The sequence below is a fragment of the Streptomyces sp. NPDC020965 genome (assembly GCF_044333555.1).
In the GTDB taxonomy this organism is placed as follows: Bacteria; Actinomycetota; Actinomycetes; order Streptomycetales; family Streptomycetaceae; genus Streptomyces.
In genome coordinates this window covers 282137-308619 of record NZ_JBIRRE010000006.1, presented here as the reverse complement: position 1 = coordinate 308619, position 26483 = coordinate 282137, and the positions used below count along the sequence as shown (strand labels likewise).

General features: G+C 69.5%; 29 protein-coding genes, 2 pseudogenes and 2 CRISPR repeat arrays. Of the genes and pseudogenes, 11 read left to right on the top strand and 20 right to left on the bottom strand.

Going from position 1 to position 26483, the window contains the following annotated elements; all coding sequences use genetic code 11:
- Positions 1 to 85: 85 nt before the first annotated feature.
- Both ACH4S7_RS20475 and ACH4S7_RS20470 read right to left on the bottom strand, forming a co-directional pair.
- The gene (locus ACH4S7_RS20475; RefSeq protein WP_398522630.1) at positions 86 to 610 is read right to left on the bottom strand and encodes a hypothetical protein; all 525 of its coding nucleotides are present in this window, start codon (positions 608 to 610) and stop codon (positions 86 to 88) included.
- 747 nt (positions 611 to 1357) lie between these two features.
- Positions 1358 to 1994: a CRISPR direct-repeat array (repeat unit 28 nt; unit sequence GGAACACCCCCGCGTGCGCGGGGACCAC).
- 867 nt (positions 1995 to 2861) lie between these two features.
- Positions 2862 to 3134, bottom strand: a complete 273-nt coding sequence (locus ACH4S7_RS20470; protein WP_398522629.1) for a hypothetical protein — start codon at positions 3132 to 3134, stop codon at positions 2862 to 2864.
- Between ACH4S7_RS20470 and ACH4S7_RS20465 the strand changes: the two genes are divergently transcribed.
- From ACH4S7_RS20465 to ACH4S7_RS20440, 6 genes are all read left to right on the top strand, one after another.
- The gene (locus ACH4S7_RS20465) at positions 3108 to 3521 is read left to right on the top strand and encodes an ATP-binding protein (RefSeq protein ID WP_398522628.1); all 414 of its coding nucleotides are present in this window, start codon (positions 3108 to 3110) and stop codon (positions 3519 to 3521) included. The two genes, ACH4S7_RS20470 and ACH4S7_RS20465, sit on opposite strands and share 27 nt — an antisense overlap.
- The gene (locus tag ACH4S7_RS20460) at positions 3518 to 3808 is read left to right on the top strand and encodes a hypothetical protein (RefSeq protein WP_398522627.1); all 291 of its coding nucleotides are present in this window, start codon (positions 3518 to 3520) and stop codon (positions 3806 to 3808) included. Before ACH4S7_RS20465 ends, ACH4S7_RS20460 begins: the two co-directional genes overlap by 4 nt.
- Before the next feature lie 530 nt (positions 3809 to 4338).
- Positions 4339 to 4533 carry a hypothetical protein gene (locus ACH4S7_RS20455; RefSeq protein ID WP_398522626.1) on the top strand — a complete coding sequence of 65 codons (195 nt, stop codon included), beginning with the start codon at positions 4339 to 4341 and terminating at the stop codon, positions 4531 to 4533.
- 53 nt (positions 4534 to 4586) lie between these two features.
- The gene (locus ACH4S7_RS20450; RefSeq protein ID WP_398522625.1) at positions 4587 to 5342 is read left to right on the top strand and encodes a hypothetical protein; all 756 of its coding nucleotides are present in this window, start codon (positions 4587 to 4589) and stop codon (positions 5340 to 5342) included.
- Entirely contained in the window at positions 5339 to 6274 is a 936-nt protein-coding gene (locus ACH4S7_RS20445) for a DUF6895 family protein (protein ID WP_398522624.1), read from the top strand. The genes ACH4S7_RS20450 and ACH4S7_RS20445 overlap by 4 nt, the downstream gene beginning before the upstream one ends.
- Entirely contained in the window at positions 6264 to 7316 is a 1053-nt protein-coding gene (locus tag ACH4S7_RS20440; RefSeq protein ID WP_398522623.1) for a serine hydrolase domain-containing protein, read from the top strand. The genes ACH4S7_RS20445 and ACH4S7_RS20440 overlap by 11 nt, the downstream gene beginning before the upstream one ends.
- 372 nt (positions 7317 to 7688) lie before the next feature.
- Here ACH4S7_RS20440 and ACH4S7_RS20435 read toward each other — a convergent pair whose 3' ends face one another.
- From ACH4S7_RS20435 to ACH4S7_RS20425, 3 genes are read right to left on the bottom strand one after another with little or no spacing between them, the layout of a single operon-like run.
- A complete protein-coding gene (locus ACH4S7_RS20435; RefSeq protein WP_398522804.1) occupies positions 7689 to 7865 on the bottom strand; it encodes a hypothetical protein in 177 nt (58 codons plus the stop codon).
- Positions 7823 to 8599, bottom strand: coding sequence for an erythromycin esterase family protein (locus tag ACH4S7_RS20430; RefSeq protein WP_398522622.1), 777 nt, complete (start codon positions 8597 to 8599; stop codon positions 7823 to 7825). Before ACH4S7_RS20430 ends, ACH4S7_RS20435 begins: the two co-directional genes overlap by 43 nt.
- On the bottom strand, positions 8596 to 9258 hold the full coding sequence (locus ACH4S7_RS20425) for a hypothetical protein (RefSeq protein WP_398522621.1): 663 nt from the start codon (positions 9256 to 9258) through the stop codon (positions 8596 to 8598). Before ACH4S7_RS20425 ends, ACH4S7_RS20430 begins: the two co-directional genes overlap by 4 nt.
- Before the next feature lie 229 nt (positions 9259 to 9487).
- A CRISPR array of direct repeats spans positions 9488 to 9698; the repeat unit is 28 nt; unit sequence GGAACACCCCCGCGTGCGCGGGGACCAC.
- 685 nt (positions 9699 to 10383) lie between these two features.
- Here ACH4S7_RS20425 and ACH4S7_RS20420 point away from each other — a divergent pair.
- Complete coding sequence (locus ACH4S7_RS20420; RefSeq protein WP_398522620.1) at positions 10384 to 11259, top strand: IS5 family transposase; 876 nt, start codon at positions 10384 to 10386, stop codon at positions 11257 to 11259.
- A gap of 10 nt (positions 11260 to 11269) precedes the next feature.
- Here the strand turns inward: ACH4S7_RS20420 and ACH4S7_RS20415 are convergent, their stop codons facing one another.
- Complete coding sequence (locus ACH4S7_RS20415; protein WP_398522619.1) at positions 11270 to 11791, bottom strand: hypothetical protein; 522 nt, start codon at positions 11789 to 11791, stop codon at positions 11270 to 11272.
- 551 nt (positions 11792 to 12342) lie between these two features.
- Here ACH4S7_RS20415 and ACH4S7_RS20410 point away from each other — a divergent pair.
- A complete protein-coding gene (locus ACH4S7_RS20410; RefSeq protein ID WP_398522618.1) occupies positions 12343 to 12972 on the top strand; it encodes an RICIN domain-containing protein in 630 nt (209 codons plus the stop codon).
- A gap of 1035 nt (positions 12973 to 14007) precedes the next feature.
- Here the strand turns inward: ACH4S7_RS20410 and ACH4S7_RS20405 are convergent.
- The 8 genes and pseudogenes from ACH4S7_RS20405 to ACH4S7_RS20370 all read right to left on the bottom strand — a co-directional run bounded on the left by ACH4S7_RS20405 (position 14008) and on the right by ACH4S7_RS20370 (position 18614).
- Positions 14008 to 14133, bottom strand: a complete 126-nt coding sequence (locus tag ACH4S7_RS20405) for a hypothetical protein (protein ID WP_398522617.1) — start codon at positions 14131 to 14133, stop codon at positions 14008 to 14010.
- 394 nt (positions 14134 to 14527) lie between these two features.
- Positions 14528 to 14959 (bottom strand): hypothetical protein, encoded by a 432-nt coding sequence (locus ACH4S7_RS20400; RefSeq protein WP_398522616.1) that lies wholly within the window; start codon positions 14957 to 14959, stop codon positions 14528 to 14530.
- Positions 14960 to 15176: 217 nt separating this feature from the next.
- The gene (locus ACH4S7_RS20395; RefSeq protein ID WP_398522615.1) at positions 15177 to 16139 is read right to left on the bottom strand and encodes a helix-turn-helix domain-containing protein; all 963 of its coding nucleotides are present in this window, start codon (positions 16137 to 16139) and stop codon (positions 15177 to 15179) included.
- A gap of 134 nt (positions 16140 to 16273) precedes the next feature.
- Positions 16274 to 16438 carry a hypothetical protein gene (locus ACH4S7_RS20390; protein ID WP_398522814.1) on the bottom strand — a complete coding sequence of 55 codons (165 nt, stop codon included), beginning with the start codon at positions 16436 to 16438 and terminating at the stop codon, positions 16274 to 16276.
- A gap of 224 nt (positions 16439 to 16662) precedes the next feature.
- Positions 16663 to 16800, bottom strand: a pseudogene (locus tag ACH4S7_RS20385) (Ku protein); the annotation flags it as partial.
- A 70-nt stretch (positions 16801 to 16870) separates the two neighbouring features.
- The gene (locus ACH4S7_RS20380; RefSeq protein WP_398522614.1) at positions 16871 to 17803 is read right to left on the bottom strand and encodes a hypothetical protein; all 933 of its coding nucleotides are present in this window, start codon (positions 17801 to 17803) and stop codon (positions 16871 to 16873) included.
- 133 nt (positions 17804 to 17936) lie between these two features.
- The gene (locus ACH4S7_RS20375; protein WP_398522613.1) at positions 17937 to 18134 is read right to left on the bottom strand and encodes a hypothetical protein; all 198 of its coding nucleotides are present in this window, start codon (positions 18132 to 18134) and stop codon (positions 17937 to 17939) included.
- A 141-nt stretch (positions 18135 to 18275) separates the two neighbouring features.
- Complete coding sequence (locus ACH4S7_RS20370; protein WP_398522612.1) at positions 18276 to 18614, bottom strand: hypothetical protein; 339 nt, start codon at positions 18612 to 18614, stop codon at positions 18276 to 18278.
- Positions 18615 to 18705: 91 nt separating this feature from the next.
- On the opposite strand from ACH4S7_RS20370, the gene ACH4S7_RS20365 reads away from it, so the two are divergent.
- Entirely contained in the window at positions 18706 to 19134 is a 429-nt protein-coding gene (locus ACH4S7_RS20365; protein WP_398522611.1) for a hypothetical protein, read from the top strand.
- A gap of 190 nt (positions 19135 to 19324) precedes the next feature.
- The gene (locus ACH4S7_RS20360) at positions 19325 to 19789 is read left to right on the top strand and encodes a hypothetical protein (RefSeq protein ID WP_398522610.1); all 465 of its coding nucleotides are present in this window, start codon (positions 19325 to 19327) and stop codon (positions 19787 to 19789) included.
- A 54-nt stretch (positions 19790 to 19843) separates the two neighbouring features.
- Here ACH4S7_RS20360 and ACH4S7_RS20355 read toward each other — a convergent pair whose 3' ends face one another.
- The 3 genes and pseudogenes from ACH4S7_RS20355 to ACH4S7_RS20345 form a co-directional block, all read right to left on the bottom strand.
- The gene (locus tag ACH4S7_RS20355; protein ID WP_398522609.1) at positions 19844 to 20170 is read right to left on the bottom strand and encodes a hypothetical protein; all 327 of its coding nucleotides are present in this window, start codon (positions 20168 to 20170) and stop codon (positions 19844 to 19846) included.
- A gap of 606 nt (positions 20171 to 20776) precedes the next feature.
- Positions 20777 to 21244, bottom strand: a complete 468-nt coding sequence (locus ACH4S7_RS20350) for a peptidase inhibitor family I36 protein (protein ID WP_398522608.1) — start codon at positions 21242 to 21244, stop codon at positions 20777 to 20779.
- Between the two features lie 326 nt (positions 21245 to 21570).
- A pseudogene (locus ACH4S7_RS20345) lies at positions 21571 to 21764 on the bottom strand (IS5/IS1182 family transposase); the annotation flags it as partial.
- Positions 21765 to 21804: 40 nt separating this feature from the next.
- Between ACH4S7_RS20345 and ACH4S7_RS20340 the strand changes: the two are divergent.
- A complete protein-coding gene (locus ACH4S7_RS20340; protein WP_398522607.1) occupies positions 21805 to 22152 on the top strand; it encodes a hypothetical protein in 348 nt (115 codons plus the stop codon).
- A 291-nt stretch (positions 22153 to 22443) separates the two neighbouring features.
- Here ACH4S7_RS20340 and ACH4S7_RS20335 read toward each other — a convergent pair whose 3' ends face one another.
- From ACH4S7_RS20335 to ACH4S7_RS20325, 3 genes are all read right to left on the bottom strand, one after another.
- A complete protein-coding gene (locus ACH4S7_RS20335) occupies positions 22444 to 22713 on the bottom strand; it encodes a hypothetical protein (protein ID WP_398522606.1) in 270 nt (89 codons plus the stop codon).
- Between the two features lie 226 nt (positions 22714 to 22939).
- Complete coding sequence (locus ACH4S7_RS20330) at positions 22940 to 23668, bottom strand: DUF3592 domain-containing protein (protein WP_398522605.1); 729 nt, start codon at positions 23666 to 23668, stop codon at positions 22940 to 22942.
- A gap of 770 nt (positions 23669 to 24438) precedes the next feature.
- Positions 24439 to 25662 (bottom strand): serine hydrolase domain-containing protein, encoded by a 1224-nt coding sequence (locus ACH4S7_RS20325; RefSeq protein ID WP_398522604.1) that lies wholly within the window; start codon positions 25660 to 25662, stop codon positions 24439 to 24441.
- Positions 25663 to 26483: the final 821 nt, after the last annotated feature.

The window sequence follows — 26483 nt, the reverse complement described above, 5'->3', positions numbered from 1 at the left end:
GTCGTCCAACCGCAGAGACGGCCAAGAGGTCGGCCACCGCCTTCTTCCCCGTTGGTGTGGGCAGTTCGGGCTTTCCGTCCGGGGGCTATCCGACGCCGTTGATGTCCTTCTGGGTGCGGTCCCGGCCGAGGCGCCATTCGCCGTCCTGCTGGACGAAGGCGAAGCTGTGCATCGACAGCGCGGGTGTGTCCTGGTCGGACCCTTCAACCGTGGCGTCCTCGTAGCGGATGTGGGTGAATGAATGAAAGCGGATCGTGGCGGAGTCGTCGATGAGGTCGACGGAGAGCGGGACCAGTTCCACCTCCGCCTCACGCCACCCCTCGCCCTTGGCGGCCCACGCACGACCCGACTTCGCGATCTCCGCGTAGTGCGGTCCCAGCTTGGTCGTCAAATCCGCGGTCATCCCGCGTGGTACGGGTGCCCGTTCCTCGCGTGCGACGGCACTGGACAGGTCCGCACGCTGCTGCATGATCGCCAGCGTCGCGCGCTCCACCGCCTCGCGGGCTTCCGCCTCCTGGTCCTGCACCACGCCGTACACGGTGGCCGGGGCACCCACCACCAGCACGCCAAGACCAGCCCACAGTGCGATTCGACGCCGCTTCGACTCCATGCTTTCCCCCCGATTGAGTGATCAACTAGTAGCAGAGCATACGGACCACCTCACAAGGGCCCACAGGTGGTGCTACCTGTCACGGAGTCCACGTTCCCGGGCCTTCCCCGCGCCGGTGCGGCTGTGGGCTGACCCCCGGTGGACCGCATCCGCGTCCTCGCGTTGCAGAGCCGTCACCACATTCCCGAACGCACGCCCTGGTCAGGCGCCCTTTTTCGGTGCCTAGAAGAAGCCCAGCTTCTTCGGTGAATACGACACGAGGAGGTTCTTCGTCTGCTGGTGGTACCGGCACCGCGGACTCATGACTTGCGGAGACGCGTGCGTTGGGGCCCTGAGTCAATGATTTGGCCCGGGAATGGTCCGGATCTTCCTCGTTCACACAGTTCTAGAGCTGCGACGCCCAAGACTGTCGCGAACCCTCGAGGGTTGATGACGAGCGCGCCTTGACGATCTCCACGGCCGTCTGGTGGAGCTGTGGAAGCGAGAGGTGGCCAGGAGCGGTCCTCCGGTGCACCCGCACGGCCCACCTCCGTGCCGGGGCCCGGCCGGGTGGTAATGCGAACGGATGAATCGGCCGGACAAGTGGGCCGCTGTACGCCGTCCTGAGCGCGGCGCGCGGGCATGGTGGTCGGCGACCGTGTCGCTCCACGCGCCGGAGGACCCACATGCTCGGCACCGACTTCCGCACCGGATCTCCCAACTGGCTCGATCTCGGCAGTCCCGACATCGCGGCTGCCGCCTCCTTCTGGAACACCCCCGCGTGCGCGGGGACCACGGCTCGCTACCTGACGCTGACCCCCGAGGATGAGGAACACCCCCGCGTGCGCGGGGACCACTCGCAAACACCCACCGTCTAGCAGCGTAAAACGGGAACACCCCCGCGTGCGCGGGGACCACTCGCAAACACCCACCGTCTAGCAGCGTAAAACGGGAACACCCCCGCGTGCGCGGGGACCACGACCTCCTACCTTCCGGCCGACCTGACACGCGGGGAACACCCCCGCGTGCGCGGGGACCACGACGACCTGCGGGCACGGATCGATGACGGTGAGGGAACACCCCCGCGTGCGCGGGGACCACCGCTGTTTGGTGACGCGAACGGGTGGAGCGCCGGGAACACCCCCGCGTGCGCGGGGACCACCAGCGGATGCGCGACGTGAGCGTGACGTTGATGGGAACACCCCCGCGTGCGCGGGGACCACCACATAGTGGATACAGTACCCACGTGGTGGATGGAACACCCCCGCGTGCGCGGGGACCACCGCCAGGGGGCCGCTCGCTGTTTGATGCTTCGGGGAACACCCCCGCGTGCGCGGGGACCACATGGGCCCGGAGTCCGGCCGGGCGCTCGGTACGGGAACACCCCCGCGTGCGCGGGGACCACCCTTCGCGACCTGCGAGTTTACCTCGGCGGGTGCCTGTTTTTGTCAACTTCCGAAGATTCGGACATATTTCACTTCCAGCGCATTGAGGGGTCGCGCGATGACGCCACGAGTGAATCACGCTGCCCGAAGACACGGTCCCGCACCAACGATAGACAGACGACGCTGCCCAGACGCCACATCGTCCCGCTTCCTGTACGTGATCCAGAACGCAGAAAGACGGTCGTCATCCACGCGGGTCGCCCCTCGCCCTCCGAAGCCCGCCCCGCCCGCCGCGCGGGGGTCGTTCGGCGGAGGAGGAGCACCAGGGGCTTTTGCTGGAATCCGCCCCGCCCACATGGGGGAGTGGCGGTGGGGTTGGGTCGGGTTGTCTACGCCGGGTAGCCGGTCACCGGCCGCCCCGTCGGTGGCTGGGGGAGTGGTGGTTGGTGGCGTCGGGTCGTCACTGCCAGGCAGCGGCCACCGGCCTCCCCTCCTTGGCTGGTCCGCTGGCCGGCCTCCGCTATCTGAGGCGAACCGGCGACGCGCCGATGCTTTCAACGGATACGGTGCCACCAGGCCCCGCGCCGCCGAACGCAGACACAGCAACAACGCCTGGGAGCTGCTCTGAAGCAGGTAAAGGAAAATAGCATGATCACGTGACAGACCCGCAGGTCACGAAGTGTCCGCCCCGCCCGCGCGGGGGTAGTTCATGTCTGCGGGCATCGTCACGAATCCGATCATGGCCGCAGCCGGGACCGGCAGGTGAACCACGGTGTCCGCGAGCTACTGGGCGAGCACGGCCGTGACCGAGCCGGGGACCGTGCCAACGGTCACCAGGATCAGGGCCTCGCTCACCTCCATGCGGACGGCCGGTTCGGGCTGCGAGGTCACCGTTCGGGCGCCGGGTCGTCGAGGAACCGCTCCAAGGCGGTGGGGTTGAGCAGGTCGGTCCAGGAGAACACGCCGTCGGGCAGCGGACCCATGTCGGCGACCAGCCGGTCGGCCTCCTCCTGGTCGCCGGGCCGCAGGACCGCGTTGAGACCACTCGCGTGCCGCTCCCGCAACAGCCGGTTCCCTTCAGCGCCGGAGGCAGCGGTGAGGTAGGCGTGGGGGGGCGGGGTGAGCACGATCGCGTGTTCGGACAGGAACGCGGTGAACACGGCGCACCCGGCGGATCCGTCCGGCTGCGGATAGCGGTGGCCAACGACCCCAGCGCCGCACGGAAGGTGCGTGACCGGATCGCCGGGCCCGTGCGGGAGGCGCATCCGGAGCTGGTCGATGATGTGCTGCTCTGCGCCTCCGAGGTGGTCACCAATGCGCACCGGCACACCGGGACATCCGTCATCAGGGTCTGTGTCTTCATCCGGCGGCGGTATGTGCTGGTGCGGGTACGGGACGGCCGGGCCGGGCCGTTGCCGGAAGCGGCGGGGGCGGGGCCCGGGGCGGAACACGGGCGCGGGTTGCTGCTGTTGGGGGCCGTCGCCGACGCGTGGGGGGGCAAGACCGTATGGTTCCGGGTCGCCGCCCGGCGGGCGGCGACCCGGTGAGCCCGGCCGACGGGGTGGCGTTCTGGGCGCTGATCAGCACGGCCGTGGCGCTCGCGGCCGGTGCGGTGGTGGCGATCCACCGCGCCCATCCTGATCCCCGGCTCGCCTGCATGCCGCCGCTCGACCGGCCCGGGGTCGGCTACCGCTGCCGCTGTTACGGCCGACCGGTCCGGGTGCTGGTCCTCACCGATACCGATGCCGATGCCGGTACCGGTGGTACCGAAGCCGCGAGGGCGCGCGGGCGGCACCGGCGCGGGCGGCGGCCCGGCGCGAGGGAGGCGCGGTGACGCCCGAGGGGCTCACCGTGCCCGTACCACCGGCTCGCAGGGTGCGCTGCGCGCGGTGCGGGTGCTTCACCGGTGCGCCGGTGCCGACAGGAGCCGGGCGGTACGCCTGCCCCGGATGCGCGCACGCCATGACGCCCCGGCCGCTGCCCGGGGAGCTGGACCCGGACCGAGGCGGCCCCCCCCGTACGGGTGATTCACCGAGCGGATCGCGGGCGGGTGCGCGCGGGTGAGCAGGGTGGGCGGTGGGTGGCAATCCGCCATGCGGGGTTCCGGGGCGGGGCGGGTGGGGTGGACGCCGTCGGGATCGCCTGCCCAGCCGAGGGAGAAGCGTTTCTTCGCGGCTTCATTGCGATGCACCTTGTTCACTTGATCAGGTGAAAAAGGGTGACTTGCCATGGCGAGTCGTTGCGCCATTGGGTGACCATCTCGTGACGGCACGTAACCACGCCGGTCTGTCCGTCGCCGGTATCCGCCGTGCGACGCCGGTTGACCCGTCCGAAAAAGCGGGCGGCAGACAACCTGGAGGAAACATGTCAGTCCACACTCCCATCCGTACCCGCACCGTCCGCGCCGAGGCCGCTGAGCGCACCGCCGTGCGCGGTCTCTTCACCGAGCCCGAGGCGGCCGTCAGCGGCGCCCCGGTCTACGCGCCGGAGGCCGTTCTGCTCCTGCTCGCCGCTGTTCTGCTCTCGCCGCGTCAGCCGAAGCAGCCGAGCGGCAAGTAACACCGCTCACCGCCACAGCAGTGCTGATCACTTCTAAAAGAAGGTGAGATCCCATGTCGCAAGCGGACTCCGCACCGTCGGTTGAATACGGAGCGGCGGTGGAGAGTCTGGCCGCACGCCTGCTCGATGCCCTGCGGGGCACCGGGCACTCCGCGAGCCTGGCGGTGCACGTGGATGGCGCGGCGGACACGAAAGCGGCATTGGCCGCGGTGCGGGTGCTGGGACCTGATGTCTTCGCACCCGCGCTGTTGGCCTCGACGGCCTTTGGGCCGGACGACTGGGATGTGGTGGCGGAGGCGCTGAACGTCTTCCCCGCCTCTCCCGAGGACCCCCCGGAGATGGTCTGTCTCGGCCAGGCGACCAACGCCCTGCTCACCCGGTTCGCGCCGGGGGCCGACCGGGGCCGGGACCCGGCCATCGAGGAGCAGGCCGACCGGGAGCCGGGGGTACCGCTGCTCCCGGAGACTCTGCACTGGCGCCCCTGGTCACAGGGCATGGCCCGGCTCTCCTCGCTGGCGCTGCCCGGTCTGCCGGGCCCGGTGACCGAACAGGCGGTCCGCAGGGTGACGGCGCTGAAGCGCGGGCTCACCCGCTCGATGCTGCGCCGCGACTATCCGACGGCGGCACGGCTGGCCCGCTGGGCCGCACTGGTCCAGAGCCGGGGTGCCGCGCTGCCCGGTCTGGACACCGAGCCCGTGGTCGAACATCTGGAGCTGTGCGGCGCCGTCGACGCCCGGACGGTTCTGGACATCGAGATCGCGGCTCTGCTCATTCCCGGGCGGCAGGAACGGAAAGGGTGCGGCGCATGAGCACATCGACCGGAGCACCGGCGACCCGCCGGCAGATCGCGCACCAGGTGGCCACCCGCGCCATCGGCTGGCTGCACACCAACCGGAGCCGGGGCTCGCTGCCGCCGGAGTCCCGGGAGGTGCTCGCCGATCCCGATGGCTTCTACAAGCCGCTGGGCGAGCTGGCGCTCGCCGCCTCCCTGGTGCTCCGTGAGGGCATGGCCTCGTCCGGCGAGCAGCAGTCGGCCCGGGATCTGCTCGACTTCGCCTGGGGGCAGCTCGCCTCCGGTGATCTGCTCTACGAGCGGCAGATGCGGTTCCCGATGATGACCGACCCGCTGGAGATGTACACCCACTTCGCCCGGGTCGGCTACCGGCACGACCGGCTCCACGGGCTGCTGCGGCATCTGGGCTCGATGGCCTCGCACCGGGGTGCCGAGATGATTCCCAACCGGCGGATGGCGGTGGCCAACGCCGCCCGGGTCGCCGGGATCGAGCGCCAGGCGGACTGGACGTCACTGATCGAGGCCACCTGGCTGGGGCACACCCCCGAGCCCTGGATGATCGACTGGATGACGGCGTACTGCATGACGCACACCGTCTTCCACGCCACCGACTGGGGAGCCGAGCCGCATGGGCTGCCACCCCGGATCCGGGACTATCTCATCGACTGGCTCCCGGTCTGGATGGACGCCTGGGCGGAGATCGAGGAGTGGGACCTGCTCGCCGAGCTGATCATTGTCGACGCCTGTCTGCCCCAGCCGCGGTGCGAGGCGGAGTACTGGGAGCGGCTCGCCGCCGCCCAGCACGCCGACGGTCTGGTGCCGCGCGACGGGCAGCCTCTCGACGAGGACCCGGACCAGGCGTTCCTGGACAACCGGCACACCTCCATCGTGGCGATCGTGGCCGGCACCCTGGCGCTGTCCCGGCTCGGCGACACCGTTGACGTCTGACCGCGTCCAGGCACCGGACGCGCTGCTGGAGCGGGTCGCGGCGGCGGCCCCCCGCCGGGCGGCCACCGTGATCGCGGTGTCGGCGGGGGGCGCGACCACCACCTTCTGCCAGGGCTTCACCGACCGGTCGCGGCGGGAACCGGTCACCGACCGGACCCGGTTCGAGCTGGGCTCGGTGACCAAGACCTTCACCGCGCTGCTCCTCGCCGATATGGCCGCGCGCGGCACCGTCAGCGCGGATGAGCCGCTCAGCGCGTGGGTCCCGCGCTGGGCGCTGCCGCGCGGACCGGCGGGTGCCGACATCACCCTGGAGCAGCTGGCCACCCACACCTCGGGTCTGCCCCGGCTCCCGCCGGGTCTGCTGCGCACCGCGGTGCCCTCCTGGACCACCAACCCCTACCGGGGCTATCCGCCGGGGAGGCTGCTGGAGTCACTGTCCCGCACCCGGGTGGACCGTGCCCCGGGCATCCGGGTGCGCTACTCCAACTTCGGCGTCGGTCTGCTCGGTCATCTCCTCGCCGAACAGGGCGGTACCGAGTACGGCGCTCTGCTGAACGACCGGGTGCTGGAGCCGCTGGGCATGCTCGACACCACGGCCGACCCCGGCGAGCCCCAGGCCACCGGGCACTGGCACGGCAGGCCCCGTCCGCCGTTTGTGATTCCCGGGCTGCCGGGTGCCGGAGTGCTGCGCTCCAGCGCTCGTGATCTGCTGCACTATCTGCACGCGCTGATCTCGCCGCCGGACCACACCGGGCCGCAGGCAACGCTCCGTACCGCGCTGCGCGAGGTGGCGCTGCCGCGCCCGCGTGCCCAGGGCGGCCCGGCCCTCGCGCTCGCCTGGAGCAGGCACGAGCTGCCTGGGGGACAGGTGGTGCTCTCCCACTCGGGTGCCACCCGGGGCTTCAGTACCTTCATCGGTTTCAGCCAGGACCCGGCGGTCGCCGTGGTGGCGCTGGCGAATGTGATGCCCAATCTGCGGCTGCGGTACATCAACGCCGCCAATGAGCTGCTCTGGACCCTTGTCCGGCGGCCGAGCGGCTGAGATTTCCCCGGCTGCGTTCGGCGCGGGTGCCGGCTGCGCCGGCCGGCGCGACTGGTCGGCAGGGCGGGTCAGCACGGCCGGTTCGGTGTGGCTGGTTCGGTCCGGTGTGGCCGCACACCGCGGGTCCGGTACGGGGGTTGTGCGCGCCGGTTCGGTGCAGGGTTCGGCACACGGATTCAGGACGCGGCTTCAGAACGTAGCTTCAGGGCGTGGGTTCGGAGTGCGGGACCCGGAGCGGCTGGGCCGGGGTGACCTTCCGCCAGTGCACGATCGCGTCGAATCACTGGGCGAGCGAGCCGCCCGACAGCTGGTGCGCCCGGTCGTCCGCGGGGTCGTACCCCGGTCCGACGAGACGGGTCCGCGCCGGTGCGGTCAGCCAGCGCCAGACCCCCCGCCGGGGGGTACTCCGCTGCGCAGATCCAGCAGATAGGCGTCGTGTCCGGCGCTGCCGAGGACCGCTTCGGCGTAGTCCGGCGGGGGTACCGGCGCCGGGCCGTGGTGGAACGTCAGCCCGAGCGAGACATAGTCGGCGCCGAACCGCTCCCGCAGATAGCTGCCCGCGTTCCGCTCTGTCCCGGGGGGGCGGTGGAGTGCCGCGGGGCCGGGGGACGGCTGTTCCCGGGGGTGCTGACGCGCCGTCCGCCGCCCGGGGCGGCGGCTGCGGCGGGTCGGGCGGCAGCGGTGCCAGTGAGCAGCCCGCCGGTGTGAAGGACGGGGGGCACGCAGTCGGAGCCTTTGACCGTATGGGCCAGACCGCCCCAGTAGACGATCCGGTCCGCGGTGCGCTCGTACCACTGGATCACCTGCTCGGCCAGGGCGAGTTCGATTCCGGCCTGGCCCGCCGGGCGCGCCGCCCCGGGCGGCGGCGGAGGCGGTACCGCGGCGAACCGGACCGGGTCGTCCGGGTGGCGCCGGTTGTACCCGCGCATCCACTGCACCGCGGCGAGGACCTCCTCGGTCCGCCAGAACGGCCGGGCCCCGGCCAGCAGCGCCCGGGGATCGCCCGTCCCCTGGTGGATGTAGTCGTCGAGCCCGTGGTTGGCGGTGCGGCCCCATCGGCCGTTGCTGTAGTGGATGGCGATTCCTGTGGGCGGGTCGAGGAAGTCGACGGTGCAGCTGTCGTGTTCGTGGTCGCACCGGCAGGTGCAGCGCTTGTGGGTGACCTGCCAGCCGGCCCCGGTGGGGCCGTCGCCGAGGAGGCGGATCAGGTCGGGGCACGGCGGTCCGTCGGTCGCCTCCATCCGGTAGCCGCTGTCCGAGGTCCAGGCGTTGGTGGAGTTCACGGTCCCGGGGCCGGCCGTGGCCCGGGGCCGGCGCAGCAGGGGTGAGAAGACCGGGCCGGGCGGGTAAGCCAGCGGGAGTCCGTGTCGTACGCGGCCCGTTCGTCCGAGGTCCAGCCGGGCTGCGGCTGGAGGAGATGGTCGTAGTCGCGGTTCATGGGGTTGGTGATGCGGTCCCACCAGTGGGCGGGGAATCCGGTGAGGGTGATCCTCGTGGGCATGTCTGGCCGGTGGAGGTGGATGCTGCCGTGGTCGCCGTGGTCGCCGTGGTCGCCGTGGTCGCCGTGGTCGCGGCGGTAGCGGAGGCCGGGGACGCCTGTGATGCGGTCGCGGGGATCCTCTGCGGGTTCGCCGGTGGGGCGGGGGAGGAGAAGGTCTGCCCAGCACATGACCACATACGACGTGTCGGTCACCCGGATGGTGAGCCGGTCGGGCTCCGGGCGTAGACGGGCGATGCCGAGCGGGTGCGCGGTGAGGCCGCCGACCGCGCCGAGGCCGAGGAAGACCTCCGCCTCCAGTCGGGCCTGCTCTTCGTGCCGGGCGGCCGGGATGGTCAGCACGCTCTCGTCGCCGGGTAGGAGCGGTTCGAGGGCCTGGTGCGACTCGCCGGTGCTGCGGCGCCGGTCGGCAGTACGGGCCAGGGCCTTAGGTGAGCTCATCATGGGTCTTTCCACGCCGGACCGGCCCCGCACGGCCGACGGTGATGACGACGGCTCAAGACAATGGTGAACGAGCTGATGAGAGTGAGCTTCTGACCGGTCCTGGGCGAAGGACGTGACGGGGCTGTCCCTCGCGCGGCCGGGCGCCCACGGGCCCAGAACCGATCAAACGCCTCACCGGGAAACCGGTCAAACCACCACGCCGAGTGCGGTCAGCGGGCTAGCTGTCGCTGCGTCGTCCCCGCGTGCGCGGGGACCACGGCGATTCTCAACAGCATCTGATCGGCTGCTTGGGAACACCCCCGCGTGCGCGGGGACCACAGGGTCCATCTCAACGTGTTCACCGTCGGATGGGGAACACCCCCGCGTGCGCGGGGACCACCAGCGCGGGCGGGCTGATGTCGGTGGTGATCATGGAACACCCCCGCGTGCGCGGGGACCACCCTTCGCGACCTGCGGGTTTAACTCGGCAGGTGCCTGTTTTTGGCAACTTCCCAAGATTCGAACATATTCCACTTCCGGCATATTAAGGCCGCGCGCGGGCGCCATGAGTGAATCACGCTGCCCGAAGACACGGTCCCGCACCAACGATAGACAGACGACGACGCCCAGACGACACATCGTCCAGCTTTCTGCACGTCGTCCAGAACGCGGAGAGACGGTCGTCATCCACGCGCGCGGGTTGTCCTCGCCCTCCGATCCCGCCCCGCCCGCGCAGGGGAGTGGCAGGTGGTCGCGTCAGTTCGTCACTGCCAGGCACCGGCCACCGGCCTCCCTCTTGGCTGGGTCCGATGGCCAGCCGTCACTGTCCCTGGGGAACCGGCGACGCGCCAATGCTTCCAACGGATACGGTGCCACCAGACCTGCCGCCGCCGAACGCAGACACAACAACAACGCCTGGGAACCGCCATGAAGCAGGTAAAGCAAACAGCATGATCACCTGACAACACCCCAGGTCACGAAGTGTCCGCCCCGCCCGCGCAGGGGTAGTCCTTTGGTGGTGCTGGCGATCTTCGACCATGCTTCGTCCACCCCGCCCACGCGGGGGTCGTTCGGTTCTGTCCCAGAACCGAAGCCCTCAAGGCCGTGTATCGAAAGTGGATCTTGGGTTGTGAATGATCACGGTTCATGGGGCGGGGAGATCTCACGGACGAGCAATGGGCAACGCTGGAGCCGTTGTTGCCGAAGGGGGCGAAAGCGGGGCGGCCGCCCGTCTGGCCTTGGCGGCAGCTGATCGACGGCGTACGGTTCCGGGTGCGGACCGGTGTGCCGTGGCGGGATGTACCTGTCGAGTACGGGCCGTGGGGCCGGGTCTACGACCTGTTCCGACGCTGGCAACGGGACGGCACCTGGCACCGTATCCTCACCCGGCTTCAGTCCCTGAGCGAAGCGAAGGGCGCGATCACGTGGGACCTGAGCATCGACTCCACCGTGTGCCGCGCTCATCAGCGTGCGGCAGGGGCCCGCAGGCAGGGTGAGCTGCAGAAGGAACCACCGGGCGGTGTGTTCACCGAGCCCGGAGATCACGGACTGGGACGCTCACGCGGCGGGTTCACCACCAAACTGCACCTGGCCGTCGAGCAAGGTCAGAAGCCCATGTCGATCGTGGTCACGGCCGGGCAGCGCGGCGACTCGCCGCAGTTCGAACCCGTTCTGAAGAAGGTCCGCGTGCCCCGCATCGGGCCGGGCCGGCCACGCGTCCGCCCCCATCGGGTCCGCGCGGACAAGGCGTACGCCTCCCGCAAGAACCGCGCCTACCTGCGCCGCCGCGGAATCCGCTGCAACATCCCCGACAAGGCCGACCAAGTACGCAACCGCCGGAAGCTCGGCTCCCGCGGCGTCCGACCACCGCACTTCGCCCCGGTCGACTACCGCGAGCGTTATGCGGTCGAGTGCGGGATCAACCGCCTCAAGAGGAACCGCGCTGTCGCCACGCGATACGACAAGCTCGCCGTCCGCTACGAGGCGACCGTCCTCGTCGCGGCCGTCAACGAGCGGCTGTGAACCTCGGCCATTACACGGTGGGATCCATGTTCCACGTCTCCGGCAGATCGCTTCCGCAGAAGACGCAGACGAAGTCGTCCTCGCGCACGATGTTGTGCTTCTGGCAGCCGGGGCACCGCCGGAACACCATCTCGTGGGTAAAGCCGGAAGGCCGTCCGAGCCCTACGTCGTCCAGAGCTCGAGCGACTTCCGACCAGGAGCCGATGTCGGGGCAATACCCGGTGGACTGGTTGCTGACCTCGCTCACGGCCCACCCGTCCGCCTCGCGCACGAAACCGATCTCGCCGGCACTCAGAACCATGTCTCCGCCGGCACAGGCCACGTGCTCGCTCCGCCGCGGCGCCAGCCGAAGCACACCGTCCGTGCCGACCACGAAGGTGAACGGCTCGGTCAGATCCGCCGCCGATCGTTCAGCGATCCAGTCGCTGAATTCGGCTGCCGAGCTGATCCGGCACCCGCCGCTGCCAGGCCGGACCGCAGCCTTCAGCTCGACCGGTCCGACATATTGGTAGCTCCGCCCCCGCGCACTCACATCAGCCAACCTAGAGCACTTCCGACACACGCCCTAGGGGCGTCCGCCGCGCCCACGCGGGGGTAGCGGCCGGCTTCCACATCGTGAAGACCACCACACCAAGTGTCCGCCCCGCCCGCGCGGGGGTAGTTCGCGGGGCCGCCCAGACCGGGCCTGGCCCAGGAAGTCCTCCCCGCGTGCGCGGGGACCACCGCTGCGGAAGGCCGACCATCGCGGCGGGCTCGTCGAGGCGATCCGGCCGAAGTGCAGGTGCGGGCCAACACGAGGTGGATCACAGACAAGCGCCCCGGAAGACGGATCCTCCCGTATTCGGCACATCACCCGGTCGGCAGATATCGCGATGTACATGTGCATGACGGTCCTCTCGGGTGCAAGCGCATTCCCGCCGATCCCGAACAGGCACTGACCGTAAGGCTGTTGAATGAGGTCGACGACTGGTGTGAATCCTCCGCGCACTGCGATCAGGGAGTGAAACGGGTCACAACACCCGGGGAACGGTCGCGGGAGGACGTGGAGGCGTCGCGCGCCCTGACCCTCAGGAGGAAACGGTCATGACTCGTACCGCCAGGATGCTTGCCGGATGCATCGCGGTCGCGGTGACAGCGGTGACGACCCCGGTGCTCGCAGCACCGACCACAGCGTCGGCCCAACCTACTTCCGGCGCATCGCTGGACAGGCTCTCCCCGGACGAGGTGCGGGATCTCGAAAGCAGGTTCCCCGTTCAGGCCAAGCGTGTGAGGGAGGCCATCGCCCACTCCTCCGGTTCCGGCGGCGTGGGGACGACTGCAGCTGAGTTCTACAAGATCCGTAATCAGAACAGCGGCAAATGCCTGGCCATTGGTTCGAGCAGCCATGCCAACGGCGCCAGGGCCATTCAATGGGACTGCCTGAACAGCAACGCCCAGGTGTGGGTGTGGGGCAGCGAGCACCTCGTCAACTTCAACAGTGGCAAGTACCTGGCGATCGGTGCGGGCAGCATTGCCAACGGCGCCAACGCAATCCAGTGGGAGCGCACCGGCACTGCCGCGCAGCGCTGGAGGAAGGACGGCGCCCACATCATCAACCAGAACAGCCGCAAGTTCCTGGCGATCGGTGCGGGCAGCGATGCTAACGGCGCCAACGCGATCCAGTGGGACTACACCGGCACTGCCACCCAGCGCTGGACCTGGGCGCCCCAGTGAGCGGTCTCTTGAGGAAGAGCCCTCGCTTTTCGTTCAGGCGGCCATCTTCGCTGCGCCTGCCGGGGCCGTGCGATGCTCCGTGGAGGTGTTCCTGACGAGATGCACACAAGCCGGTTCCCGCATGTACGGTGCGGGAACCGGCCTGTCAAGGAAGGGAGTGCGGCAGGTCGGCCACTTCCCACCTGCCTGGACCACGCGACATCACACCGACCGGATGACGCCGTGCCGAACTGGTCAGGGTGCCGGAGCAGTTCACCGTCAAGGAGCAGCGCCACGCACGGCGCACCTATACGTGGAGTTGCGCCGTGACAGATCGTAGGGAGAATCCTTCCGACGAGAGTCTGCTCACCGACACGTACACCGCCGAGGCCCCCCGGAAGATTGCCGCGCTGTGGGAGAGCATCGGCTTCCGGCGCTTCTGCATCGGCGTCTACCTCCGCGACACCGCCGGCGAGTACGGAGGGCTCCGAGGGCGCCGGGGCCCTTCGTCCAGTGCGGCGTCGGGATCACTCGAGTTCTCCGTTCCTGGCCTGGGCGAGGAACTGGGGCCACCGTGTCGTCGGACCCGTCCCGGGCCCGGCGGGCGCGGTCTTCCCCGACGGGTTCGCCGTCGAGGACCTGCCGGGTGAGGCGCTCCATCAGTTCGGGGTCGGTGCCGCTGCAGGGGCCGGTGATGCGGGCGGGGGCCGATGACCGTCGCGCCGTCGGATGCGCCGTTCGCCTCGGCTTCGGCGAGCGCCGGGTACAGGGAGGCGACTGAGGGGGCGTTGCCCGATGCTCGCCGATTTCGTCGGACGAAGTCCTGGGTGGGTGAAATCGCGATCGAGACCGGCAGGCTGACGATGCCCCGGCTCTCGCAGACCAGGCAGGACGTCGGCGACGAGGGTGCGGTGGTCGCCGAACCCGTGCCACGCCTGCCATGTCCGGTGCAGCCGCTCGCCCAGCACGCGGGTCGGGGCGGGCTGTTCGTGCCGGACAGTCAGCTTGAAGGCCGTCAGCGCGCCACCCACCCCGCGCAAGCGCCGGGTGGGTGGCCTAGGTGTAGGTCGCGGCCGCGAGCCTCTCGTCGCCGGTGAGAGAGGCGAGATCGTCGACGCCGAGGGCCTCCGCGAGACGCATGCTCGACAATCCCGCCCTGAGCTGCCAGAAGCCCAAGATCACACGCTTAGGTTACTGGCTGCTCCACTGGTCCCCGCCGCCGAACGTTTGCTCGACGTCACCCAGGTTCCGACGCAACTGTCCGCTGCCAGCTCTCAGCAACATTCCAGATGGCTAGAGACACGGACCGCTCTCCGAATCCGGCGACATGCGCTCTCCGATCTCACCTACGCAGCCGCACGGGCCCACCTCACCCAGGAGCACGCCCGGGTCACGCGCGCACAGCAATCCCACTCCTGTAATTACTTGACACACGGGCGAAATGGATGAAAAAGACCTCTAGAGGGAGATTGCTGCGCACCAGCGCTAGCTGCGCGTCGCATTACCCCTGGCCGGTGTTCCCCGCTACCGATGTACAGGACCGCCGTCCAATGTGCCGACGGTCCTGTACGGGTAGTCATGACACAGGGCCGCAGCCGTTGATCCTTCCATCGGGCTGCCGGTTGCAAATGCGGAATTCGATCAACCGGGTGACACCATTGTCGAAGGAGAGATCGACGGAGCCAATGCCAGTACTGAGGGTCCGGAAGGTGTTGATGGGCACCCAGCTGCTGGTCCCGCTATACACCCATCCTTTGAACTGAAAAACAGGGGTGAGGCTGCACGCTGAGTTACCGCGCCTGATGTGCGCAGTGCCCGAGGTCGAGTAGCCGGGGTATCCGTCATAGTTGCCCCGGTACGTCCAACTGAAGTCGCCGCTGACCCGGGCGCAGTTGTTATAGCTTGAGCCGCTGAGGGAAGCCAGCGCCGTGGCGGAAGCCGAGGATGGCAGAGCCGCCAGCCCCACCGAAGCCACCAAGGACATCAGAAACACTAAGAGCTTTCTCACAGAAGACTCCCTAGCAGGGTGTGGTTGTTTTCAGAGAACACGTGCTGCCCGCTGGACGCGGACTGTTGCCGCGTCCCCCCTGTCCTCGTGTCTTTGTCCAGCCAGCCGGACGAGCCCCTGGAGCGTCCGTGGTGGCACGCTCTGCGTTCAGATTGCCGCAGGCCAAAGCGTCTGACCTTGTTATTCCGCGCAGGAGTATTGGAGATGCGCGCATGCCTCAGGTAGCAGGTCTGTACTCACCGGGCCGTACACCATAGGTGGCGCGAAAAAGGCGGCTGAAGTATGCCGGATCCCTGAAACCCCAGCGTGCGGCGACGGCGTGGATGGGGCGGGCGCTCAGGCGTGGGTTGGTCAGGTCGAGGCGGCAGCGTTCGAGGCGGCGGTGGCGGATCCAGGCGGCTGGCGTCGTGTCGTCCTCGGCGAGCAGGTGCTGGAGGTGGCGCAGGGAGATGTGGTGGGCGTCCGCAATCGTTTGGGGGGTCAAGTGCGCGTCGGCGAGGTGTTGCTCGACGAATGTGGTGATCCGGGCCCGCAGGGCGCTGCGGCCTGCTTCCGGGGTCAGTGACTGCTCGGCTTCCAAGCATCGGGCGAGGGTGGCCGCCAGGAGGTCGAGGGTGACTGAGGCGAGGGTGGGGATGTCGGCGGGGGTGAACTCCTCGGCGCGTGCGTTGAGGTCGGCCAGCCACCGTGAGAGGACCCCGCCCATGCCGTGCAGGGCGGGGATCGGTACGGCGGTCAGGCGTTGCACCGTGTTCTCCGGCAGGGGTAGTCGGGAGCGTGGGCACTGGAGGATGAGCGAGGACCAGAAGCCGGTGGTCGTGTTCATGGTGATGTCCACGGGGTGGCTGCTGTGCGCGAGCACGAACTGTCCGGGACGGAAGACTGTTTCACGCCCATCCTGTGCCAGCCGGCCCTTGCCGGAGATCAGCCAGTGGACGGTGTAGATCTCCGGATCGGACTGCCGTACCAGCTTCGGGGTCCGCGCGAGTTCCAGATGCGGATTGGCATGCGAACAGATGTCCACACCTCCTAAACGCAGAAGGCGCGCCGTGGCACGGAAGTCGTGACGATCGTCGCTGCGCAGCCGGTAGGCCATATGCGGCCGTGACGTGGCGTCGGCGAACAGGTCGAACCGCTCCGACGCTGCCACGATCCCCGTGCTGAATTCCGTCACCAGCATTGCCCACCCCACGTCTGGTCTTTCTCGCAGGCTTGAAACGTGACATGGGGAGATGCATGGAGACCAGCACATCTTCGGCCACTGAGCTGTTCGATAGGGTGACCTGTAGATCCTGACTGGCGCAGCGGTGAGGTCTACCCGGTCTTCTTCGCGGTGGTCGCCTTCTTCCTCGCCGTCTTCTTCGCAGCGGTTCTCTTCTTCGCCGGCCGTTTGGGCAGGTCGTGCACGGTCGCCCCACGGCCCTCGTGCTCGCCGCGCCGTTCTTTCGCCTTCTCGACGGAGGCGTTGAGCGCGGCCATGAGGTCGACGACCTGCCCGGCCGGCTCACCACCGTCGCTTTCGGCCCGGGGCGGTATCTTGCCGTCGGCTTTGGCCGCGATGACGTCTTCGAGGGCTTCGCGGTGTGGTCGCTGTAGCCGGAGGCGTCCTCCTCGGCCATCGTCTCCATTAGCGCGAGCGCGCTCTTGATCTCGTCCTCGTCCACGTCTACGGCCGTCGGGGCCAGCGTCGCGAGGGAGCGGACCTCGTCCGGCCACTTCAGGGAGTGGAGCACAATCACGTCGTCCTTGACCCGCAACAGCCCCAGGCGTTCGTGGCTGTGCCAGGCGAATTTGGCGACGGCGACCTTGGCGCTGCGGTCGAGGGCCCGGCGCAGCGTCACCGTCGACGTCCGCGGCTGACCCAGGCCGGGGCACTCTCATCCCCGACCTGGACTGAGTCCGTCCGTCCCGCTACGCGGCGGACGGTGACCGGGCGTCGTCGGCGAGCCGGATGAGCGCCAGCGCGGAGCGGTACTTCTCGGCGGAGTAGCCCAAGGGCCGGTCACCCGTCTTCTCAGTCTCCTCGTACAGCTTCCGCTGCGTCTCTGCGTAGGACCGGAGGACGGACCGGGCCCGGCCCGTCGTCACGTCCAGCGCGGCCGCCACCTCGTTCCAGGTGGCACCCCACCTCATAGCGTCGTGCACGAACCAGGAGCGGTCCCGGAAGAGCATGCGGTGAATACTCTCCCCCAGGGCGAGGACCGCGAGCGCGTCGTCCGCGGTGGCGGTCTCTCCGGGGTGGCAGCCGGAGGGCAGGTGCCGGTCCACCAGGCGGTGGTAGTGCGCGAAGTACTTCTCGGCCAGCCACGGCAGCAGGACCCCGTATCCCACGTCGTCCGGCCTGCGGATCACCCGGGCCCGCCGCTCCTCCTGCGAGCGGGGCGAGTCGACGGGGACGGCGGAGGGCCGCGACCGCGCCGGTTCCGATGGGGCACGTGTCCCACCGGTCCGCACGCCGGGCGCGGCCGTGTCCGGCGCCGGGACGCCATCACGGTAGGCCCTCCGCGCGGCGGACCAGGCCAGAAGGGCCACCACGGCCAGCGCCCCCAGGTGCGCCCCGGCTCCCGCGAGCAGGAACCACCAGGGTGACCCGCCCCGGTCCGCCGCGTTGAGGCCGAGCCCGACGGACGCCACCAACGCCACGACCAGGCCGATCCACGGCAGCAGGACCATCGCCACCGCCCACCTCCTGACCGGCTGTTCGACGTTGACGCACACCCAGAGCGCGATCAGGTTGACCAGGAACCCACACCCCGCGAGGACGGCTACCACGCCCAGGTAGAGCATCGGCCACTCCTCCGACGCGCAGGAACCACCGCTCGCGTGCTGCATGAGTCCGTTCATGGGCTCCCCGCCGTCCGGTCCGCTCGACTACCACCCCCGACGGTACGAGGAGTTCGGCGCCCCGCCCTGAGCACTCGCACTCAGCCGGACCCGGCCCGCTACTCAACCGGCCCGCCCGCGCGCCCCAGGACGGTCAGCGGTGGTGCCAAGCAGAGGGGTCCTCGTTCCACCGTTCCAGGGCCCGGGCCCGCTCCACCTCGGCGTCCAGACGCTCGATGCGCGTTCCGTCCGCGACGCGGACGTCGGCGTGCGAGGAAGCAGCGTGGTACCGGTGGCGCTGGCTGACCGTAACCATGGTCCGGGCGATGCCCGCCTGGTTCGGCATGGCCATGGCGGTCGATACGAAGGGCCCCGTCCCTGGCCCCGCCTCCGTCGGGGCCAGGGAACGTTCACGGCCGCCTCAACAGCCCATGTCAGACGAAACCTGCAGGTCAATGGACGCTTCGACGTGCTGAGGAAGAGAAACACCCACTCACCCGAAGGCTTTGTCGTTCACTTCGGCCATCTGCTGGTGGTGGGCGTGGTTGGCGGTGCGGCCCCATCGGCCGTTGCTGTAGTGGATGGCGATTCCTGTGGGCGGGTCGAGGAAGTTGACGGTGCAGGTGTCGTGTTCGTGGTCGCACCGGCAGGTGCAGCGCTTGTGGGTGATCTGCCAGCCGGTCCCGGTGGGGCCGTCGCCGAGGAGGCGGATCAGGTCGGGGCACGGCGGTCCGTCGGCCGGGCGCCCACGGGCCCAGGGCCGACGAAACGCCTCACCGGGAAACCGGTCAAACCACCACGCCGCAGGGGCGGCGTCATCGGGCTGGACCATGTCATCCGATGGGGTGATGAGTGCTGGTTTGGGGCAGCCTGGGGACGACACCGAGGGGTGCCCGCCGCCGACGCGGAAGGAAGCGCGATGAGTGACCCGACCCGCGAGCAGGAGACGCCGGACGAACCGGTGTCGCCAACCCGCTCGCCGTACCGGCTGGACGCGGACGAGGGACCCCTGGAGCATCGGCGAGCTGAGGGCCGCGCTGACCCCGTGGCCCGACCTGCTGGCCCAGTTCACCACCGAGTTGGAGGCCGCGCCGTTCCACCAGGACGGTGCCGAGCCGCTGCGCGCGGTGCGGGACGTGATCAGCGCCTATCGGGTCGAGTGGATGGCAAGGGTCCACCCGGACATTGTCCGGGCCGTCGCCGACGACGAGGCCGGGATCGACAACGGCGTCCCGCTCGACGTCGTCATGGCCGAGTACGACCCCGACACCTACCAGCGCCGGGACGAAGAGGTGCGGGAGCTGCCGGGGTCGGCTGCCCGGCGCGGGCGCGCTCGGCGCGGGCGAGGGTGAACTCGGGCTTCCTCAGGCGGAGTAGACCTCCTGCCCGGTGCCCCTGGCCGGCTTGTCCGTGGAACCAGAACGCCCCGATCCCCCTCTACCGGTACGGCACCCGGGGGCGGTCGGCCCGGCCGGGGGCCACGTGCACCGCCTGCCGTCCGGCAGACGGGCCGCTGTGCGATCCGGAGGTTGGACAATGAGGATGAAGAGACTCAGGAGAGCCGTCGCGTCGGCCGCCGTGGTCACCGCCACGGTCGTGGGTGCCATCGCCGGAACAGCGGGCACCGCCCAGGCATATCCGTCGGAGATGACTTACAACCACTGCAACAAGCCGGGGATCACGGCCCTGGAGTTCGAACCCTATATGTGGCCCGGTGCGCTGTACCTCTGCGGCGGAGGGTTCGGCGACAAGATCGCCCGGTACCTCTTCGCGGACGGCTCACAGCAGGTATTCTTCGTCGGTGCCGACTACGCGATTTGGTCCGGCTGGTTCACTCCGGGGGAGGGCTGGGGCCCGATGGTCTCACTGGGCGGCAAGGTCACCTCCGATCCCGTCATCAGCGCCTACAGCGGCAATGCCCTGACGCTGAAAGTGCGTGGCACGGACGGTAGAAGCTGGTACAAGGACCGCTACGCCAACGGGGCCTGGAGCGCCTGGCACCGGTAGCCCCCTGCCAGAGCCGCGGACTGCTGACTTCCGCACTGCCGGCCCGGGGCCAGCTCACTTCCGGTGCACGCCGAGGAGTCGTTTCATCGCACGGGCGGGCTCGGAGCAGGTGCCGGGGCGCCCGCAGACCAAGGACCGGCGAGTGGTCTCGTCCCCGACGCCATCGTCCTGTGCTGGGTCCACGACAGCGTCCTGACCATCACGGCCGTCGACATCATCCGCTGAACACCGCAGCGGGCGCGCCGGGCGTACGGACACAGCGTCCCCCTCCTTGACCTCAACCGCGGACCGCCGTACGCGGGTGCGGTCCTCGACCGGATCGACACAGGGCATGGTCAGCAGCCGCAGCCTGAGGAACGCCTTGTCGTCGGGCCGGGCCACCCATCGTGGTCTCCAGGGACAGCTCGACCTTCGCCACCTGCGGCATGACGGCCACGTAGCGAGCAGTACCGCTTCGTCGGGGTGCCTCCCGGCAGCGCCCCGTCCTGCTCGGGCGAGGAACGCGACCAGGACGGCGGGCTTCGCCGCCCGGTCTCGATCAGCCTTCGAAGGGCCCTTCTGGCTCGGCCGTGTCCGGGGCCGGTTCCTCTGAGACCGAGGGGTCGTCCTCGGCCCTGGCGGCTGATGGTTGACCGGCTCACCGTTGGCGGTGAGGTCGGTCAGGTTCTCCTCGATCCGCTCGTACAAGGTGGTGGCGAGCTCCCGGTCGCCATCACCCTCGCTGGTGGCTTGTCGTGGCTCGACGCCGCTGAAGCCTCCGGTGCCGGCCGGATACGTAGGCGTATCGGGTCGGACAGCGGAGGTTTCGCCGGGCCGTGACCCTCGGCGGAGAGCGGTCGCACGGCCGGTCGGTGAGGCGGGACCCCGGGGCCCGGAAAGGGGGCGCGGGCTCTCAAGACCGCCTCACCGGTCCCCGTACCGGGACAGCCGGGGCGGGGGTCTCACGGAGCGGGCCCGGACGGATCCGTCAGAGGAACGCCCGGACGGTCACAGGGTCCAGTTCCAGGCGTAGATGCGGTTCGGGTCGACATCGCCATACGCGTAGCCGGGGCTGAGGACCCCGATCTGCCACACGCCGATGCAGGAACCGCCCCGGTACAAGGCCATGTTCCCGTTGGTCCGGTTGTAGGCACTGCGCGGCGCGGAGAACCCCTGCGGCACCGCGCCCTGGCACTGCAGGCCGTTGGACGGCTTGGCCAGGGCCCAGCCGTTCCCGGAGAAGTTCGCGCCCTCCCAGAAGCACATCGCGCCGTCCGGACACTGCTCCGGCCCCCGCGCCCCGCTCGGCAGAGCGACGGCACCGGCGGGCAGGACGGGCGCGGCGGCCTTGACCGGAGCGTCGCTCCTGGCCGGGGCGGACTGGGCCGGGGCGGCGGTCGCACCGAGGGCCAGCACGGCGGCGCCGACGGCGCTCGCGACGGCCGTCACGGCCCTCGTCCTCGACGTACGGATCATGGCGTACTCCTTCACCTTCCATACGCGGAGGACATGTCCGCGTTATGGCGAGCGGCCCGCCTGATGACGGGCCGCCCAGAGCACACCAGTCCCTGCGCCACGCCGGTAGTCCTCGATCGTGCGCATCACGCTTTCGAGTTACAAAGTGCGCTTGTATGACTAGGCGGGGAATATGGAAAACCCTCCTGGCCAGGGAAAATACCCTTCGGATCAAAGGTTGCCCCCCATGGATGTCAATGCTTCACACCTGGGAATCACTCCCGTGTGAGGGCTGATTGATCTCCGGCGTCCGCTGGTTCCCTGAGAGGTCGTTTCCTTCCGTTATTTCATCCCGTTGTACGAGCTTGTTCCGGTGATGTCGGGTCGCGCCAGGAGATGGTGCTCTCGCCGGTCAGGCGGCGGGCCATCAGGTCGCTCATGGCCAGGTGGATCATGGCTTCGGAGCGGGTGGGAGGGTCTCGTAGTTGCGGGCCAGGCGGCGGTTCAGCATGAGCCAGCCGTAGGTCCGGTCCGCCGCCCAGTCCGCGGTGGCGAGCCATCCGTTCGACCCCCGGCAGGGCATGGTTGAAGACCGAAGTCTCTCACCCGCCTGCGAGGTCTACGCGGTCTTCTTCGCAGCGGTCGTCTTCTTCCTCGCCGCCGGCTTGCGCGCCGGTACGCCCCCCGCCTGCGCGCTGGTCGAGGCTGACCGGGCACGCCCCGGCACGGCCGAACACCTGGCAGCGCTGTCCGGCATCACTGTCCTCGACCTCGACCTGTCCGCCGCCCAGCAGGAGACGTGGGCCGCGACCCGCAGCCGACACGCCGCGCAGCCCACCGCGGACCGCCTCGACGGCGCGGTCGTCGCCACCACCGCACCAAAACGGTGGGACGGAGAGCCTGTGCGCATCCTCGACCTCACCCCCTGACCGGGGCGGGATCGGGGTCGAGGAGGGCTTCCCCTCATGCACCGTGGTGGAGCGGATGGGCCACCCCAGGCCCTACACGATCGCCTGACCGCGCCCCGGGTTCGGTCAACGGGGTGGTTCGAGAAGGGCGGCGGCTACCAGCCGGGCGCGTTCTCGGTTGATCGGGCAGGCGTCGATGGCCTCGGAGAGGGCGTCCGGCTGGGCGGGAGTGAGGAGACGGGTTCCGGCGGGCGAGCCTCCCCGCCCCCGAGGTCGCCGTGTGGTTTGCCCGGTTCTTCCGGGCTGCGGAGGTCAGGGTGTGGTGTGGAGTCCGTCGAGGAGGAGGCTGACCAGGCGGGCGGCTTGCTGTCGCGCGGCGGGGGTGTCGGGGAGTTCCCAGGTGCCGCAGACGGCCGGGAGCAGGTCGCCGCGCACCGCCGGGGGGCCCTGCCGTCGACGCCACCAACTCCACCAGAAGGCAGCCTCCATGAACACCGCGGCCGTCACGGGCGGGATGCCCTGCACACCCGTTTCACCGAGACCTTCGGCGTCACCCGCCCGGTGGTACAGGACGGGATGCACGGGCTCTGTTGGGCCGAGTTGCCCGCCGCCGTGTGTAGAACGGCGGTGGGCTCGTCAGCCGCATTGTGCAGGATGGAATCGACGCGTTTGGCGCAAACTCGTACTCTCGTGGCCGTGTCGACGGCCCGGTACGCCGGGCCGTCCTTCCTGGTTGTCTCCGTGACGCCCGGCCGCGTCGGCTGCCGCGTCGCTCGCCGTACGCCGTTGTCCACCTGTCGCGGGCGACTCACCCCGGCAGCAGCCCACCGAGCGCGATGTTCACCAGTGCCACGAGTGACGGTACGAGGATGAGCCCGCCCAGCACTCCGAGTGCCAGCCCTGCGGTCATATGCGCCACAGCCCGGCCACCGCGCACCCGAGAGGGGTCGTGCGGATCGTAGACCACATCCACCCGGGGGTCTCTGTGGCGCATCAGGACGCTGACGGATGAACTCTCCCTCCGGATGTCTCCGTTCACCAGGGTGAAGCGGTACACCGGGTACATCGCCTGCTGTTTGGTCGAGGTCCGATAGTCGACCACGGTGCCCGGCACGATCACACCCCGCCGCCACAGGATCCAGGGGTCGCGCAGAAAGAACTTCCAGGAGAGCGCCAGCAGGGCCGCCCCCGCAGGAGACGCCAGGGTGGACAGGACCACGCCGGCGCGCTGACCGGGGGAACCCGTCATCAACCCCACGGCGGGCAGCACGAGGAAGAGCCCGGTCAAGGCCATCACCCTGCGGGTGCGCGGAGACGGAATCGGCACAGTCCACGGGCGGACCACCATAGTCACCCGTGCCGCCCCTTCGGGCACGTGCCGCACCCCGGCCAGCGCCCGCTCCAGAACACCGGTGAACGCCCGCGCGGCCTCGGGACGGCCACGGACACGGAAGAGCTGTCCGTCGCCGCCGCTGATCCTGATCCGTACGGACCTCCCGTCAGCGGACTCGACGTGCGCGATGGCCTCCAACGGCACCCGCCAGACGGTGCGCCCCTGTATCACCCGTACTTCGGAGCCCTCCAGGCGAAACGAGCCTCCACGACCCTTAAGCACTACGCTGATCTCCCCCATAGAGATGCATCCTACGAGCCTGGGGCCGGACGCCACGGGACCGCAGCCGGCGAGCGCCGGCATGCTCACCCACCACTGAACCCACCCGGAGAGCCCGGACGACGCCGCGAGCAGCGCGCCTTTCGCCTCGATGCTGCACGAAGTCGCCCAACCGTGCCCCTCCGGCCACGCACCCGCCGCACGGCCGAACTCTGGGCCAGGTGAGGAGGAACCGTCGACCCGTCCCGTGGAGACACCGCCGGCCGAGCCCGATCAAGCCGGCCACCCCCACGGCCGGACCGGAAGTGGAGCTGCGTGCGCGACTGGTGTGCGCGAACGGTCTGAACGAAGAACGACGGCGCTCGCCACTCGGCGGGGTTGCAACATGAAGGCGATCCAGCCAGTGGCCCCCCTCTGCCGCCCGCACGCTCACGGTGTCGGACCACACAACCGCGGCTCCGGCATGGTGCTGCCCACAGGTGGCATACCAGGCGAGAACGGCGGATTACGGCATACCCGTGACCCGGTTCATCCCGGGCTGCTCCTCTTCATCCGGGCAGCCGCACGCGTTGCTGTGGTGCACCCAGCACAACGGTTCGACTCGGTGATACTGGAGGTCTGTATTGGCGTCTGACGAGCTGAAGTACCGCTTACCCTGCGGCCCCGGGGGCCGGGGATACTCCTGGAGGTGGTGCTCAGCGCGTCTTGCAGAGGGCCTTGTCGATGAGCCGGTCGTTGCGGACGTCGCGGTCCATGTGGGCGAGGTTGGTGGAGCGGAGGGTGATGACACCCCGCTGGCCCTTGTCGGTGAAGCCGTTGCCGTTGAGGTGGCCGAGGGTGGTACCGCCGTGGCCCCAGCTACTGCCGCCGCAGCTCAGGGGGGTCTTGAAGATGCCGAGCCCGGCTCGGACGCCGGAGGTTTCGCTTCCGGAGGTCGCCGGCACGGTCTTCCGCATCTCGGTCAGCAGGCGTGGCGCCAGTAGTTCGCCGCCGAGCAGGCCCTGCCAGAAGCGGGCGAGATCGTGAGGGGTGGTGATGAGATCGCCGGCGGAGTCCCCCCAGGACATGTTGAGCCGGGTGGCCTCGACCAGTGGGCCCTCCTCGCTGAACTGCATGTAGGCGCGGGCGTGCGGCGCGGGCAGGGTGGGATCGCTGCCGGGGGAGTAGGTGTGCTTCAGTCCGAGTGGCTCGGTGATCCGTGAGCGGACCTCGCGGCTCCAGGGGTTCCCGGTCACCTTCTCGATGATCATGCCGGCGAGTATGTAGCCCGTGTTGGAGTAGCTCCAGCCGTGACCGGGGGCGAAGAGTGGTCGGCTTTTGAGGCCCAGGGCGACCAGCTCGCGCGGCTCGAAGGTGGTGTATCGGTACTTCTGGAAGCCGTCCGCCGTGGATATGCCCGGCATGCTCGCGGCGTAGTCCGGCAGACCACTGGTGTGTTGGAGCAGATGGCGGACGGTGATTCGATCGCCGTTGTGGCCGTTGCCCTGAACCATCCCCGGCAGCCAGTCCTCCACCGTGTCGTCGAGCTTCATCCCGCCCTCGCCGACCAGTTGCAGGATCACGGTGGAGACGAAGGTCTTGGTGTTGCTGCCCATGCGGAAGAAACCCTGCTTCGGCATCGGGCGCATGGTCCCGAGCTCGGCGGTGCCGCTGCGGGCGGCGATCCGGTCCTCGCCCTTCACCAGCGTGGCCTGGGCGCCCACCACGCCGTCCTTGGCGGTGAGGGTGTCCAGGTCCCGCTGGAGATCGGCCCTGGTGTAGCCGGAGGATCGGGTGCCCGAATCCGCCCATGCCGTGGAGAGCGGCATCGACAGGGGAGCCAGGGTGAGTGCCATGGTCGCGGCGAGCAGGCTCCCCCGGCGTCGAAGGAGGGTGGGGCGCGGTCCGGCGCCGGGAGCGGAGTTCGGTGTCTGCATCATGCTGATGTGCCTCAAATCGCCTGGATGCCAGGTGAAACCACGCGACCGCCCTCCCCTGCCGGGCGGCCTCGTGTCGAGCGGGCGATGCGTGGGCTCACCACGGCGCCGCACGACGGTACGCCGTCCTGCGCCGCCCGTCCCTTTTGCCGACGGCTTGAGTTCCTCGTGGCTTCTGCGCATCGCTCTCTCTGTGATCAATGAACTCATCGACAGGGCCCCCGCACCATGAGGTCACCACCCCATCGCGGGCTGAGGAAAACCCCAGTCTGGTAGCTCGGCAGCCTGCAGTCCGAGCGGCGTCGCCACGCATGGGTATCACCTGCGCCGTGACCATGGCGGACGATGTGGTCGGGTGCCTGATCACAGACGACCTGTGATACGTGAGTTGGCCGTACAGCGTGGGAACCGGTCGGCTCGCCGCGACGACCCAAACGCCCCGGGGGTGTCGTCAGATCCTCATGTCCGGGGTCCCGCGGACCGCGTACGCCGGCAAACGCCCCTCCCGCAGGCAGACGGGCGGAAGAGACAGCCCGAAGCGCCGCTCGACGACTCCCAGGGAGCGCCGGTAGGTGTCCCGTAACCCCCGTCACCTACGGCCGGTGGTGCGGCCACCTGTGCAGCATGCCTGCCTCCGCATGGCACATTTTGCCCGAACCGGCACCGCGCCCACCATGTTCGACCTCCTTGACGGCGCCAGACGATACGGCGCCTACACCGAGGACCCGGACACGCAAGCGATCCATGGCCTGATTTACGCCCCCTTCGCCCACTACGTCCAAGAGGCCCACCCCTCTGAACGCCGAGGTGCCCCCGACCCTGAT